Genomic DNA, 15,529 nt, shown 5'->3' on the forward strand with positions numbered 1-15,529 from the left:
ACTACTCTTTCCGGAATGAATGTTCATTCCCTTGGTTGCACAAATATCCTCTCCTACTTTCATTTTTTAAATCTATTCAGGAATGAATATTCATTCCTGTCCTTATAAAGCTATAGAATCAAATGATTCTAATAGCATTCCAAGAGCTTTCTTCCAATTCTTTTACTAACTCTTTCGAGTATTCTAATTGCCCTGTTGCAATTACTTTCGTTAATTTTTCTAACGGTTGATATACAATAATAATTAAAGCAACTGGAGGCAATGGACGAAGAAAACCTTTTGCGATTCCATCTTCAATAATATTCATAAAGAAGCCTATAAAATCATCAAATATTTTCTTACTCTGTTCGTCAAGAAAATAACTATCGCAGTGAGAATTTGTAAATAAAAAAGCATCCACATTGTTTCTCGCAAATTCAAATAAACGGTTATACGTATGACTAAACTGTTCACGAATATTTGCTTCAACAGGAAAATCCGTTTTTATCATTTCAGAAAGCTGTAACATACTTTTTGAAAATAATGAGTTAACTAGTGCCTCTTTATTTGCAAAATAGCGATAAATAGTACCCGCACCGACATTTGCTTTTTCAGCAATCATTGGAATTGTCGTACCATCGTAACCACGCTCTGCAAAAAGTTGCATCGCAGCATCAAAAATATCCTCTTGTTTGTTTTTAGCCATTTTTTCCACCTCTATTTTCAGGAATGAAAATTCATTCCGTTTTTAATTATAAATTACAGGAACTAAAAGTCAAGTGCGTAACTACGTATAGTTGCCATTTTAATCCCTTGTTTGTGAATCAATTTATATCAGCGATTTTCAAAATATGTAGACTTACCGATAAAAACCGACAATTAAAGAGAACGCCGTCCCAAATTTTTATTTGAGACAGCCCCATTTCCTATTTAAATCTTAAAAGAAATCATAAATAAATGCTTTACGTGCTGGAACTATATTTTCAAATGCTTGTATTTCCTCTTCGCTTCCGGTAATGAATTCTAGTTCATTAAGTTCTAACGGACGTTTGTATCCAAACATTATTGTAGATAATGCATTTATATCCAGCTTAATTCCTTTATCTATTGTTTCCTCTTTCATAATTGTTATTTCATGATTCGCAAGCCTCACTGATACGTTATTCCACGGTGCAAACGAATCTGTAATATGTAAAATCACTTCTTGCTGTACATTGTTCCAATTTAATTCATATTGTTTTAGGAACTGCTCTACATCTACAATTCTTCCCATAAAATACGGCTTTATTTCTGCCTTCACGCGTGGCTCTTGCAGTGTATATAATAGCGGTTCGTTTTCACTTACAGTCATTTCAAGTTCTTTAATCATAGAATCATGCTGACAAATAAAGTTCCACAGGCCATTTCGCGCCTCATTATGCAGTGGAACAAATTCTTCTACTGTCATTTTGCTGTTTTCAATTTTATATAGCATGTAGCCTGCTGCCGTTTTATTTTTATCGTAATAAATCCCTAATGTTAAATCATCATAAACAGCTTGTAACCACCATTTTTCATCGCGAACTAGCATACCGGAAAAACGTTTTGCAAATGTTTCATAAAGTTTCTCGACCTCTTCAGAGTGATTTTCTTTATTGAATCGTTTCACAGTACCGTTTACTTGTTTTTTCATTACTAAATCGCTCTTTGTCATTTGACATACAAGGAGGTTCGCACAAAGTTCCCATCCATATTTACGGTAAAACGAAACGGCAAATGGATGTAGCATCGATACTGTATATCCATCTTTTTTCATCGTTTGTAGTGAGTGTTGAAGCAATTCTTTTACATACCCGCTTCTTCTATACTCTGGATACGTCGCTACCCCTGCAACGCCACCCATTTTAAATTTTTCTTTACCTATGTATATATGAAACGGAATGAGATGCAGTTTTGCTGCTAAATCTTCCCCTTCCATAATACCGTATATTTCATGACTTTCTTTCATCTTTTTAAGTTGCTGCTGCAATCGTTCCTCTTCAACTTTATATTGAAAAGCGTATTCTGATAAGCGTAATGCTTCTTTGAATTTATCTTCTTTTAATCGTATAACGTTCATATACTTCTCCTCCATTCCTTGTTTGAATTGTACCATAATTCTTAATATTGCAGTACGGTGAATGAAATTATATGAACTTCACGAAACGAATCCAATATAAAAAAGCAGATACATCCCGTATCTGCTTCTTATTACTTTATCCCGCTTTAACGGGCAGTAAGACCCCCACCTCAAAATTTAGCGAAAGCAAAGAATTTAGGTGAGGGATCAACTGCCCGTAAAAGTCCGATTGGTTCAACTAATAATCAGTGGGGGATTAAGAACCCCCCACTGATTAAAGTTTCACTTTATTTAGCTAACGTTTGAAGTTCTTCGAAGAATGTAGGATATGATACGCCTACTGCTTCTGCATCTTCAATCGTCGTTTTTCCTTCTGCAATACATCCAGCGATCGCAAGCATCATTCCGATGCGGTGGTCACCGTAACTATTTACTGTATTACCTTTTAGAGCTGATTTCCCGTAAATAATCATTCCGTCTTCAGTTGCTTCTATGCGAGCTCCTAGCTTCGTTAATTCTGCAACGACTGTATCAATACGGTTCGTTTCTTTAACTTTTAATTCGTGCGCATCTTTAATAACTGTAATTCCTTCTGCTTGTGTTGCTGCTAAAGCAATTACAGGAATTTCATCAATTAATCTTGGAATAATATCTCCGCCAATTTCAGTTCCTTTTAATGAGGATGTTTCAATTGTAATGTTTGCAGCTGGTTCTGATGCTCCTTCGTTAATTGGTTCTACAGTAAACCTAGCACCCATTTTCTCTAATACATCAATAATACCAGTACGAGTTGGATTCATCCCTACATTTTGTAATACTAGTTTACTATTTGGAATAATTGCGCCCGCTACTAGGAAAAATGCTGCTGACGATACGTCACCTGGCACTTGAACGTCTGTTGCTGTTAGCTTTTGTCCACCTGCAAGTTTTACTGTTTTTCCTTCGCGCGTTACTTTAACGCCAAATGCTTCAAGCATTCTTTCCGTATGATCGCGTGAAATATGTGGTTCTGTAACAGCTGTTACACCTTCTGCTCGAAGTCCTGCAAGTAAAATAGCTGACTTAACTTGTGCACTTGCTACAGGTGAAGTGTATTCAATTGCTTTTAAATTCCCGCCACGTATCGTTAACGGTGTAAACGTTCCTTCTTCGCGGCCATCAATGTTTGCACCCATTTGTTTTAATGGATTTGTAACACGTTTCATCGGTCTTTTTGCAATAGATGCATCACCTTGTACACAAGAGAAAAATGGTGTATTTGCCAAAATTCCTGACATTAAACGTATTGTTGTACCAGAATTACCAACATCTAATACAGCTTTCGGTTCTTGTAAACCTTCTAATCCTTTACCAACTACAGTGACTTCATCACCATTTTGCACGATGTCTACTCCCATTTCTTTAAAGCAAGAAATCGTACTTAAACAGTCTGCACCAGGCAAGAAACCTTTAATTGTTGTTTTTCCTTCTGCAATCGCGCCGAACATGACAGCGCGGTGTGAAATGGATTTATCACCTGGAATTGTAATGTTGCCATTTAATCCGTTATTAACAGGTTGTATCGTTCTTTCCTTCACGTTTTCACCTTCTCATTTAAATTGTTTCATAAGTTTGGTATTTTTCTTCTCCAAGCGCTAGCTTTGCTTTCATACGATCTTCTTCTCTTTGGAAGCTAATACGTAACACCCCAAGCAATCCTTCACGCGCTTCTAATATTTGCAAGTTCGTAATACTAATTTCTTCGCGCGCTAAAATGCTCGTAATGTGAGCCAATGCTCCTACTTTATCTAAAACATCGACGTATAAGTCGTGATAGGCAGGAATTGCCCCTCTTTTTCGTACTGGTAAAGAGTCACGGTATTCTTTCGCGTCTGCAAAATAGTTTTGAATCTCGCCTGCATCTCCAGTAGAAACTGTATCATATAAATCTTCCATTTCAGAGATCCACTCTTTTAATAATACCATTAAATGCTCACGATTTTGCTTAACAATATCACTCCACATTTTTGGGCTACTAGATGCGATACGTGTAATGTCTTTAAAACCTCCAGCAGCTAGTTGATGAATAAGTGGATTATCTCCTGCATGTTTCTCCACTTGCTTTACTAATCCTGCTGCAATAAGATGCGGAAAATGACTTACAATTCCTGTTACATAATCATGTTCTTCCGTATTTAAAACGAGAAAATGAGATCCTGTCCCTTGTAACCAACGCTTTAGTTCTTCCACATGTTCATTTGGCACATGATTCATCGGTGTCAAAATGTAAAATGCATTTTCAAATAAATGTGCTTTTGCACTTTCAACGCCCGTTTTATGAGAACCTGCCATTGGATGTCCACCAATGAAAGAAACTTCCTTTGAAAATAAAGCTTCCGCTTCATTCATAATCGTCCCTTTTGTACTACCAACATCGGTTACAATAACATCTTCTCGTAAACGAAATGACGCTAATTTGTGTAATAACTTCTTCGTTTCTTCAACTGGAGAAGCAAAAACAATTAAATGCGCCTCTTCACACGCATGCTGTAAATCTACCGCTACTTCATCTACTACGTGTAATTCTTGTGCACGCTCTACTTGTTCTTGAAAAATATCATAACCTGTTATCGTTACATCGTGCTCTTTCTTAATTGCTAATGCGAGAGAGCCTCCGATTAAACCTGTTCCAATTAAAACTACCTTTTTACGCATTTGCCTCATCTCGAGACTTTCTTTTTTTATTTTCAAAGTGTTGTTGTAACACTGAAATCACTCCTTCATTTTGCTCCCCTGTTCCGACTGTAATACGGACACCATTTGGGAACGGACGAATAATAAATCCTGCGTGTGCACAAGCTTCATAAATCTCCCCAGCATTCTCAACTGGCAAGAAGATGAAATTTGTTTGCGATGGATAAAATGGAATTTCTTTTTCCTTACAAAAGCTTTCGTATTGTTGTAATCCTTCTGTATTCACACGAACTATTTCTTCAATAAACTCGTCATCACCAAAAGCAATCGTCGCTGCTTTTTGCGCTAATGAAGATACGTTAAATGGCAAACGTACGACATTTAATTTCTCAATCAGCTCTTCGTGTCCAATCGCGTATCCAACGCGGAAAGAAGCTAATCCGTATGCTTTAGAAAACGTTCTAAGTACAAGAATGTTTTTATGTTTTTCTAAAAGCGGTAATGTCTCTGGGAAATCTTTTGCTGTTACGTATTCATAGTACGCTTCATCAATGACAATTAACGTATTTTCACTAATACCTTCAATAAATTGAGACAATTTTTGATCATTCACATATGTGCCTGTCGGGTTATTTGGATTACAAATCCATACGATTTTCGTATTATTATTTACCGCTGACGAAATTTCGTCTAAATCGTATACTCCGTTATTTAAAGGGATTTCTTTCACTTCACAGCCTTCAATAATTGCATGATGACGGTACTGAGGGAATGTCGCACCAGCCGTCACGATATTATCTCCTGCTTTAAGTACTGCACGGCTTATTATTTGAATGACTTCATCTAATCCACTTCCGCAAAGTACTTGTTCCATTTGTACATGTAACTTATTTGCAATTGTTTGACGGAGCATTGTAGCACCTCCGTCAGGATATAAAGCATGTTCCAACCACGATGTTTGCAACTCATCTAACACACGCGGGGAACAGCCGAATGGATTTTCATTCGATGCTAATTTCACAAATGTATGATTTCCGTACACTTCTTTCATTTGTTCAGGTGATTTACCTGGTGTATATGGTTGTAATGATGAGAGTTGATCTTTTACTTGCATGTTAAAACCACCTTTTTATTAAAATTCTTTTGCGTATTTATTATGTTGCGTAATGTTTTGCTGAATTAATTCTATACGATCTTTTCCGAATTGTTCGACTAGTGCGTGTGCAAGTTCCCATGCTACAACAGATTCAGCTACTACACCTGCTGCTGGTACTGCACAACTATCAGATCTTTCAATACTCGCTTGGAATGATTCTTTCGTATCAATATCAACACTTGCTAACGGTTTGTATAATGTAGGTATTGGCTTCATCACACCTCTTACGACAATTGGCATGCCTGTTGTCATACCACCTTCTAAGCCGCCGGCATTATTCGTATTTCTCGTGTATCCTTTTTCTTCATCCCATAAAATTTCATCATGCACTTTACTTCCTGGCTGTCTTGCTGCTTCAAAACCAATGCCAATTTCAGCACCTTTAAATGCATTAATACTCATAATTGCACCAGCTAGTTTTGCATCTAATTTACGATCGTAATGAACGTAACTACCAACCCCTATTGGCATGCCTTCTGCAATGACTTCAACAATGCCGCCGATTGAATCTCCGCTACTTTTAGCGTTATCTATCGCATCCATCATCTCTTGTTCTACTTCTTTATCTAAACATCGAACTGGTGAGTTTTCAGTAATGGTTTGAATCTCTTCAATTGATAAGTTTGAAATATGTTTTGCTTTTACTCCGCCAATTTCAAGTACATGCCCTGCAATTTCTACGCCTAATTCTTTTAAAATTTGTTTCGCAACTGCACCAGCAGCTACACGAACTGTCGTTTCTCTTGCAGATGAGCGCTCTAGCACGTTTCTTATATCACGGTGACCGTATTTAATTGCCCCGTTTAAATCCGCATGCCCTGGACGTGGTTTTGTAATTGTACGTTTCATTTCTTTACTTTCTTTTTCCGAAATTGGCTCTGCACCCATTACTTTCGTCCAATGTTTGAAATCATCATTTTTTACGATTAACGTTATCGGCGAGCCGAGTGTCATCCCGTGACGAACACCACTTACAATTTCAACTGTATCAGTTTCAATTTGCATACGTCTTCCGCGTCCGTGCCCTTTTTGTCTTCTTAATAATTCTTTATTAATATGTTCCGCTGTTAATGTTAAACCTGCTGGTACACCTTCTAAAATAACTGTTAACTGCGGCCCATGTGATTCTCCAGCTGTAATGTATCTCATTTCTCTTGCCCCTTTACTATTTTTTTGTACAAAAAAGTCCCTACTGAGCGCTCAGTAGGGACGATGTTTATCGCGGTACCACCCTAGTTGTAGACAACTTTCGTCTACCTCTCTTCTTCTTTAACGATCATTAGACCGTCCTTCCCTCCAACAGTTGGCGGAAAAGATGCTCCAAGGCTGTAATTCATGCTTATCTTTGTACTGATTCACACCGACCATCAGCTCTCTATAACAGGGAAATAAGCACTACTGTTTCCTCTTCAGCGCATATATGATATGGAATTAAGATAATTTATTTTTGAATCCTTTTAACTCATCCATGAATCTATGGAATTCTGGAATATCCATTTGTTGTGCAGAATCTGATAATGCAACTGCTGGATCAGGATGTACTTCAGCCATTACTGCATCCGCGCCAATTGCAAGTGCTGCTTTCGCTGTTGGTAATAATAAGTCTCTACGTCCAGTTGAATGCGTTACGTCAACGATAACTGGTAAATGTGTTTCTTTCTTTAAAATCGGTACTGCTGAAATATCTAATGTGTTACGTGTTGCTCTTTCGTATGTGCGGATACCACGCTCACATAGAATAATTTGGTCGTTACCTTGTGCAATGATGTATTCAGCTGCGTTAATGAACTCATCAATTGTTGCTGCTAATCCACGTTTTAATAATACTGGCTTGTTAACTTTACCTACAGCTCGTAATAAATCGAAGTTTTGCATGTTACGTGCTCCAACTTGAATTACATCAACGTAGTCTAATGCCATTTCAACATCGTTCGGATTTAAAATTTCACTAATGATTGCTAAGTCAAACTCATCTGCTACTTGGCGTAAAATTTGTAATCCTTCTACTCCTAAACCTTGGAAATCGTAAGGAGATGTTCTCGGTTTGAAAGCACCACCGCGCATTAATTTTAACCCTTGGTCTTTCATCGCTTGCCCTACTTGGCGTACTTGTTCTAAGCTTTCTACCGCACATGGTCCCATAATGAACGTTTGTGTTCCGTTTCCAATTAATTCACCTTTTACATCAACAATTGTGTTTTCTTGTTTCTTTTTACGTGATACTAGTAATGCTTTACGGTTATCATCTTCTTGTAATTCTAAGCTTGCTTTGAAGATTGTTTTGAAAATATGTTGAACCGTTGACGTTTCGAATGGTCCTTCGTTATGTTCTGCGATCATATCAAGTACTTCACGCTCACGTACTGGATCAAAGCGTTTCGTACCTTGTACTTGCTTTTGCTCTCCAATTTTTTGAACGATTTCACCACGTTTGTTTAAAAGGTGTAATAGTTGTAAGTTAATTTCATCTACCTGTTTACGTAATTGATCTAATTCATGATTTGCCATTTGGAAATCCTCCTCTAATGTTTTAAAAGTATAGTAAGAGAATGAAAAATTCTCTATTTTCTGAACTGATAAATTATACAAATTTTAAGTGGAATCGATACCTCTTCTTATTTTAAACGAATACTTACTATAAGGACACTATCTACTAGATAAAAACCCACTTTTTTGTACAAAAAATCCCTACTGATTCAATCAGTAGGGACGATATTTATCGCGGTACCACCCTAGTTGTAGACTTCTTTCGTCTACCTCTCTTCATTGTTAACGATCATCTGACCGTCTTTCCCTTCATAAAGACAATATTATCTTTACTACGAAAAAGATGCTCTAGGACTGTAATTCGCTCTTGTTTTTGTACTGGTTCGCACCAACCACCAGCTCTCTGTTACAGGGAAACAACAACTACTGCTTTTCCTTTCAACGCATGTATATTTAATTTTCAAGTTGGACCACTAAAATACAAAAAGTCCCTACTGAATAAATCAGTAGGGACGATATTTATCGCGGTACCACCCTAGTTGTAGACTAACTTTCCGTCTACCTCTCTTCACTGTTAACGATCAATTGACCGCTTTTTCTTCATAAAGATAAAACTATCTTTACTACGAAAAAGATGCTCCAAGACTGTAATTCATGATTATCCCTGTACTGGTTCACACCAACCACCAGCTCTCTGTTACAGTAAGACTAACCACTACTGTGATCTCTTCATTGCACTTTGTTTATTCAAATGTTTTTTGAAATTGAATAAGTATGATTCGTATTATAGAACGCTTTTCAAAACACTGTCAACAACTTTTTATATATTTTTTAAAATTCCACTTTCGCCCTACATTTCTTCTTGTAAATTCTCCATCACAATTCCGATGCGAATTATCTCATTATCTATTGCATTTAATACATACTTTTCTACTCCATACCGGATTAATACTTCTTTTATTCGAATGATTTCCGTTTCAAGTAAATCGGCTTCCTGAAGCGTTTGCAGTAAAGTGAAAAATACATTTGCATACAAATCTTTGGACATTTTTATACGCTCTGTCTTTTCAAGTATTTCGTTCAATAACTGTTTTATCTCCGTTTGATTCCCTTTTCCACCCACGTCCGAAAATGATTTACATATTATCGATAATCCTCTTTCTACTATTTCATCCATAAATAAAATAATACGTAAAAGCATTACGTATTCTCTAGCTGTGATTTCACCCATTTTCGGTCGCTCTCGCAAAAATATACTGAGCCAAGCTATCCAAAATTTTTGTTGTTCTTTTACACTTAACGTTTTGACGTAATAGCATAAAAACTGCATAAATTTAATTTTATTTTCTTCATTCTCTTGTATAAGCAACGGGTATAACCAATCTGTTTTTTGCTCCCAATACAGTACACATTTAATAAATACAAAACTAAGCCATTTCAAGAAAGCTTCCCTCGTATGCGGATGCAATACTTCCAAATGTTCTACCGCATACTTAATAAATCGCTTCATTTCTGTAAATAAAGGCAAATTGATTTGCGTGTAACATAAGCCTGCCCATGCATATTTCGTAATCTCATTTTCCTTCTTTAAATCTAAGTACGGTAACAAATATTTTCGGCACCATTGCTTCTCAATATGATAAAGAAATGTTATATCTGCTACTAAACGAGCTAACATGTAATTTGTCCGCTCCGAACTAACTCTTACTTGTTCTTCAAATAAAAATAAATATTCATACACGTTTCGATCGTATAAATGATCATATGATAACAGTTTTAATAATACAGCTGTCATTTTCCCAACAGGATGCTGGATTGATTCATTGTAAAAATCTTGTTTTCCAAGCTTAAAATCCGTATCACTTTTCATTACTTGAGGGAATACCGAAAAAGCAAACCGTTTCACATTGCGTATGCTATTTTCCTCTAGCTCCTCTAATCGATTACTAATTTCATATAGAAAACTACTTATTAACCAATGAAAAGCAGTATTTCTAACAAATTTCTGCAATAGCGGAATAACTTTTTGGATTTGTTCATTTGTCAGTCCTCGGTTATTTCGCCACTCTCTAATACAAACAAACCATACTTCATTACTTATTTCATGCATACTAACTAATTGATAAGCAAATGAAATACTCCATTCTATATTCAATTTACATGCTTTCGATAACATCTCTAAAAAATGACGTTGTTCAAAAACTCCGTCTTGAGAAAATTGCCGAACTTGTTTCATAATTTCATCGTCTTTCAGCTGTAATAATCCATCAGCAGTTACATTACAAGTAATACTTTGTTCTGCCGTCTCTTTCTTTTGTACACTGTATCGCTCAGAATGAAAGTGAGGATGTTTTTGCTTCATTACCTCATAACCTTTTGCTGTAGATGGACTATTTGAATCACAAGTGAACAATAAATCTAATACTAAACAAACATCAAATGCTCTCTCCTCTGCAAGGTCTTTCAGTACAATCTGTATGACTTCTTCCTTTGTTTTTTCTAGAGAAGATGCGAAATGATTTTTTATAAGTTGAAAAACTTCGTGTTTATACGTGACATCTAAAAGAAGTCCTTCCTGTAACAACCATTTTATTTTGTCATCAGCGCTAATAAATATGTTTTTATTCATTGCATCAATTGCAATTCGGGTCTGAAGCACGCTGTTCGCTTCTATCATTTCTGTAATATAATAATTTGCTTTTTTTTCATTGTTTTCACATAAATAAGCTAAACACTCTTTTACAATTTGAATTAAAAAGGCAAGATCATTTTGCTGAAACTCTTTTTCAGCATTTTCCTTATCCTTTTTTTTCAAAGCCGTTTGTCGTAGTGATAACAGTCGCATCTTTTCTATTCCCATCATCATAATTGGTACGGCATAATAGGAAATATACGGTTTCATTTTCTCATTCCACATTTGCTCCACATAAGAAAATGTAGACAATGGTAAACGACTCGATTCCTCAAGTTCTATCGATTCTTGTGTATCATTTCCCCATTTTCTTTCCCGCTTCAACTTAAGCTTTCCATCCAAAATAAACGTTAGTAACAATAAAGCAATCTCTTTATGCTCAGGAAAAGAACATTTTTGCAGTAAATAAGAAATTTTTTCAATTGATTTACTATCTTTTTCAGCTGTTTCTAGTAAAAGAAGTGTCCATCTCGCAAACAACAACGGGTCCATCTCAATTTTCGTCTCGTTTAAGTAGCTACAAATTGTTTTCCATAATAACGGAGATAGTTTAGAATGATTTTTAAAAATTAATTGAAATAATTCTTTTTGATGACTAAAAAGAAATTGTTCCACTAACCATTCCGCAAGTAGTTCATCTACCTCATTATCATTTGATGTAACTAAAAATAAATTTTGTAATTTTCCTTCTGCTTCAAGCCATTCCACCCATTCATAATCATGAGCAAATTCAACAAAGTAGCGGACTGTTTCAATTTTTTTTATGGATTGTTTTATGTATGATAATTGTTCCTGCTCTACTGAAGGCGGAACTGTTACTATGTCACGAATTCGCATTCGTTTTGTAATATAATTATCTCCCATTAATTCCGCCCATCGCTTCACTGCTTTAACGAGTGATTGATGATTATTTCCTTTATTCGGATATACAATCGGCCGTATTCCTAAATGCTCCCAGTGGTACGTATTTTCCCCCTGTGCAACAAATGCATAACGCCTTGTACTTGGCGGTAAACCCGTCGCTAAATATTTCATTACTGGGTCATTATGGCTATATCCAACGAATAAAACGGTATAATTCGAGAATAAATCCACTAAAAATCTTCTTGCCCATCCTTCCGTCAAGTAAGCCCTTCCAAAATCACCATCTGTTAATATTAATGCTTCTTTCTCTTGTTCTATATTGCCATGTATGTAAGCGAGACCTTTAAACGCTCGACCTGTAGGTAACGCAGGTGCGTAATATACGTTTAATTCTCTATTCATTTCTTTCATCGCAGTTGTAAAATGCCGATCAAAATTTGTCGTTACAATACGGACTTCTGTATCTAAAGGAAACAACCTCGGAATCGCATAATGAAGCGGATTCGGCTTTGACTTTTCAGTATGAACTAAATCTCTTGCAACTTGATGTACATCTTTTGTTTTCGCAATTTTACCAAGATAATAATCATGTGGTTCTGTTATTTCACGAGTTTCCACATATAACGTTTTCGCAATTTCATCAACTAGATCATCAAAATTCGGTAAGTTTGATTTCCCTTTCATAGAAACTCCCGCTCCTACAAATAGTACTAACTTTCCTTGTTCAAGATGATCAATTAACTCATCTGGAATTTCTACTTCTGAAGTAATCCACACCATGGATTCCCCCTTACCTAAAAATGTCATATACTCTCATTTTACTATAACATTTTTTCTTTGTTTTTTTAATATTTAGACAAAAAAAACGAACGTGAAAAAGTTTTATGTAAATATATTTGTTACAATGTATGAACTCCTAAATTTATTGTAAAACTATGTATAAATCGGAGGTGTAAATATTGAATGGTTTTACTGTAGTACTTATTAAGTTTATATCGTGCATTATCGCATTTAGTATTGGACTCGCTTTATTTTTCCCTGCAACATTCGTCCAAATTATTTCATTTAGTCTCTTTGTTACAATCGTATCCTATATGTTCGTCGATAAAATCATATTAAACCGAATTGGCAATACCGGTGCCATTATGTCGGATTTCTTACTAACGTATTTAAGCGTATGGATTTTCGGTAATATTTTATTAGACAATTACATGCAAATTGCATGGGGCAGTTTCCTTTCCGCTACTGTCTTTACATTATCTGAAGTAATTGTTCATCGCTTTTCTAACTCACACACAAGGCACAACAATGATAACATTCATATTAATCGCCGCTTTGCATATGGTACGGAATTTGCTGAAGAGCAGAATATATTGGATAAAGATAAGAAGAAGTAACTTTTTGATGCAGGAGCGCCCTTTTAATTATGTGGTGCTCCTTTTTCATATATTCAATACGATACGTGAAATTATATGAACAATGTTTCAAATATACCTTATAATAAAAAACTGCCTCTTATTTAGAGGCAGTCACTTTCAAATCCTTTAACGCAACAACATTAGCAAACGCTCCAAACACTACATTATGATGCTGTACAATGTCTTCCGCACGTAACACTTCTGTATGAAACGTACTATGTGCATCACTCACTAGCGTTACTTTATAGCCTTCACTAAACGCTCTTCTCGTTGTCGTATCCACACAGTACTCTGTTTGCATACCTGAAATCATAACGTGTTCAATCCCTTTTTCTTGTAACACTTCGTTTAAGTTTGTCTTATGGAATGCATCCGGCGTCGTCTTTTCAACAATACGATCCCCTTTTTGCGGAGCAATCGCCTCATGCACTTTCCAGCCCTCTGTACCTTTTTCTAACGGATGATCTTTTGGTCCGTTATGTTGTACATAAATAACTGGAATATCATTAGACCGACATTCCCCAATAAGTTCTTGCAATATTTCTAAAAACTTCTCCCCATTATGTACTGGCATTCCTGCTGTATACATACCTGCTTGCACATCAATTACTATTAAAGCTTTTTTCATTTCACCCAGCTCCTTTTATTTATACTCCACCATCCAACAATCTTCTAATTTCCCCTCATGCAGCTCATGTTCCTTTAATATCTTCACCTTTTTAAATCCGCATTTTTCATAACAGTTTATCGCACGTTCATTATTTACTTTCGGGTCCATTGCGATTGCTTCTGCTCCCGTGTTCTCCATAATATATGTAATTGCTGCCTGAACGAGTTTCGTTCCAATTCCTTTTTCCCAATAAGTCGGCTCACCGATAAATTGATCCATTCCCCATATATTTTGAGATTCTTCATAGCCATATAATGCTTTCCACTCAGAATCAACTGGATACATTTGAATATAACCAATCGGCATATTATCAAACTCTATTACACACCTTTTTTCATGACTATTGGGATTATGTATGAAATGATCCAGTACCATTTCTACAGATTGCGGATTATCTCGCCCTTCGTAATACTGCAAGACTTCTGGGTCTGTTAACCATTTTGAAATGACCTGTGCATCCTCTTCTTTTACGTACCGTACCGATACATGATCTTTTTGAAATAGCATATAATACCTCTTTTTAATTATTTATATTTTTCCTTGTTGTGAATTCTTTTATTACACCTATTAATGCGTATGGTAACAATGTAATCGCAAAAAATGCTGTAAACACATTAAAATGAGGAATTTCATATGGAGTGAACCATTCCGTGAAAAATTCAGAATGTAAAATTCTATTTAAAAACTCTCCACTTGGCTTAAAATTTGGTGCCCATCCTGTAATCTCACAAATAATAAATAGTAATTGAACAATTATAAATGCCCCTAGATAGCGAAACCATGTCCTTTTCCAAATCGGCTGCGCCTTATTTAATTCATGTTCCATTTAACTCCCACCTTTTTATTTCAATCCTATTAATTATACACTTTCCGCACTTTATTTGTTAAAATTTTCTATATACTCATTCGCGCTGGGGGAATACATTATGTCTAATCCTATACTTAAATCAACTTTAATCATTCTTAGAGGCAACTCCGCAAGTGGTAAAACAACAGTCGCAAAGCAACTACAAGAACATTTCGGACAAGGTACACTTTTAGTATCACAGGATGTTGTACGTAGAGATATGCTTAGAGTACACGATACGATGGGGAATTTATCCCATGATTTACTATTTGAAATTACAAAGTACGGAAAAGGAAAATGTAAATTTGTTATTTTAGAAGGCATTTTAAACAGTCGTAGATACGGTGATATGCTGAAAGAATTAATACATTTTTTTGAAGGAAACGTCTATACATATTACTTTGATTTATCATTAAAAGAAACGATTCGACGACATAACACAAGGGACAAACGACATGAATTCGGTAAGGATTCCCTAGAAAAATGGTATAATCCGCACGATACAATTGAAGTTACCAGAGAAGCTATTTTTACAGATAACTTCACGCAAAAAGATATATTTGATGCGATTCTTACTGATGTTGCGATCCAAAAATAAAAGCCAGTCTCAATAAAGAGAACTGACTTCTATCTAGTTAACTATAT

Annotated in this window: 13 protein-coding genes and 3 other annotated features; of the genes, 2 read left to right on the forward strand and 11 right to left on the reverse strand. The window is 35.7% G+C overall.

All coding sequences use genetic code 11. The features are described 5' to 3' along the window. Positions 1 to 118: 118 nt before the first annotated feature. The 8 genes from MR115_RS03105 to MR115_RS03140 all read right to left on the reverse strand — a co-directional run bounded on the left by MR115_RS03105 (position 119) and on the right by MR115_RS03140 (position 12,756). A complete protein-coding gene (locus MR115_RS03105) occupies positions 119 to 685 on the reverse strand; it encodes a TetR/AcrR family transcriptional regulator (protein ID WP_001107306.1) in 567 nt (188 codons plus the stop codon). Between the two features lie 231 nt (positions 686 to 916). Beyond that, positions 917 to 2,077 carry a GNAT family N-acetyltransferase gene (locus MR115_RS03110; protein ID WP_242239811.1) on the reverse strand — a complete coding sequence of 387 codons (1,161 nt, stop codon included), beginning with the start codon at positions 2,075 to 2,077 and terminating at the stop codon, positions 917 to 919. A gap of 287 nt (positions 2,078 to 2,364) precedes the next feature. Further along, a complete protein-coding gene (gene aroA, locus MR115_RS03115; RefSeq protein WP_242239813.1) occupies positions 2,365 to 3,654 on the reverse strand; it encodes a 3-phosphoshikimate 1-carboxyvinyltransferase in 1,290 nt (429 codons plus the stop codon). A 16-nt stretch (positions 3,655 to 3,670) separates the two neighbouring features. Next, entirely contained in the window at positions 3,671 to 4,771 is a 1,101-nt protein-coding gene (gene tyrA / locus MR115_RS03120) for a prephenate dehydrogenase (RefSeq protein ID WP_242239816.1), read from the reverse strand. Continuing rightward, positions 4,764 to 5,864: a histidinol-phosphate transaminase gene (gene hisC / locus MR115_RS03125; RefSeq protein ID WP_242239818.1), complete on the reverse strand. Its 1,101-nt coding sequence runs from the start codon at positions 5,862 to 5,864 to the stop codon at positions 4,764 to 4,766. The genes tyrA and hisC overlap by 8 nt, the downstream gene beginning before the upstream one ends. An 18-nt stretch (positions 5,865 to 5,882) precedes the next feature. Next, entirely contained in the window at positions 5,883 to 7,055 is a 1,173-nt protein-coding gene (aroC, locus tag MR115_RS03130) for a chorismate synthase (RefSeq protein ID WP_242239824.1), read from the reverse strand. Between the two features lie 53 nt (positions 7,056 to 7,108). After that, positions 7,109 to 7,328: a binding site (T-box leader), on the reverse strand. 9 nt (positions 7,329 to 7,337) lie between these two features. After that, on the reverse strand, positions 7,338 to 8,414 hold the full coding sequence (locus MR115_RS03135; RefSeq protein WP_001273575.1) for a bifunctional 3-deoxy-7-phosphoheptulonate synthase/chorismate mutase: 1,077 nt from the start codon (positions 8,412 to 8,414) through the stop codon (positions 7,338 to 7,340). A gap of 194 nt (positions 8,415 to 8,608) precedes the next feature. Further along, positions 8,609 to 8,844 (reverse strand) — a binding site (T-box leader). A gap of 54 nt (positions 8,845 to 8,898) precedes the next feature. Further along, positions 8,899 to 9,135, reverse strand: a binding site (T-box leader). A 108-nt stretch (positions 9,136 to 9,243) separates the two neighbouring features. Then, entirely contained in the window at positions 9,244 to 12,756 is a 3,513-nt protein-coding gene (locus tag MR115_RS03140) for a DUF4020 domain-containing protein (RefSeq protein WP_242239826.1), read from the reverse strand. Positions 12,757 to 12,908: 152 nt separating this feature from the next. Between MR115_RS03140 and MR115_RS03145 the strand changes: the two genes are divergently transcribed. Further along, entirely contained in the window at positions 12,909 to 13,346 is a 438-nt protein-coding gene (locus MR115_RS03145; RefSeq protein WP_001013095.1) for a YndM family protein, read from the forward strand. Between the two features lie 118 nt (positions 13,347 to 13,464). Here MR115_RS03145 and MR115_RS03150 read toward each other — a convergent pair whose 3' ends face one another. Genes MR115_RS03150 through MR115_RS03160 form a run of 3 tightly spaced genes read right to left on the reverse strand, consistent with a single transcriptional unit; the run spans position 13,465 to position 14,863 of the window. Continuing rightward, complete coding sequence (locus MR115_RS03150; RefSeq protein ID WP_242239827.1) at positions 13,465 to 13,995, reverse strand: cysteine hydrolase family protein; 531 nt, start codon at positions 13,993 to 13,995, stop codon at positions 13,465 to 13,467. 15 nt (positions 13,996 to 14,010) lie between these two features. Continuing rightward, on the reverse strand, positions 14,011 to 14,544 hold the full coding sequence (locus tag MR115_RS03155) for a GNAT family N-acetyltransferase (protein ID WP_242239830.1): 534 nt from the start codon (positions 14,542 to 14,544) through the stop codon (positions 14,011 to 14,013). A 13-nt stretch (positions 14,545 to 14,557) separates the two neighbouring features. Beyond that, complete coding sequence (locus tag MR115_RS03160; RefSeq protein ID WP_242239832.1) at positions 14,558 to 14,863, reverse strand: YfzA family protein; 306 nt, start codon at positions 14,861 to 14,863, stop codon at positions 14,558 to 14,560. A 100-nt stretch (positions 14,864 to 14,963) separates the two neighbouring features. Between MR115_RS03160 and MR115_RS03165 the strand changes: the two genes are divergently transcribed. After that, positions 14,964 to 15,482: a kinase gene (locus MR115_RS03165; RefSeq protein ID WP_242239834.1), complete on the forward strand. Its 519-nt coding sequence runs from the start codon at positions 14,964 to 14,966 to the stop codon at positions 15,480 to 15,482. Positions 15,483 to 15,529 lie beyond the last annotated feature (47 nt).

The sequence above is a fragment of the Bacillus cereus group sp. BfR-BA-01309 genome (assembly GCF_022664315.1).
Classification (GTDB): Bacteria; Bacillota; Bacilli; order Bacillales; family Bacillaceae_G; genus Bacillus_A; species Bacillus_A mobilis.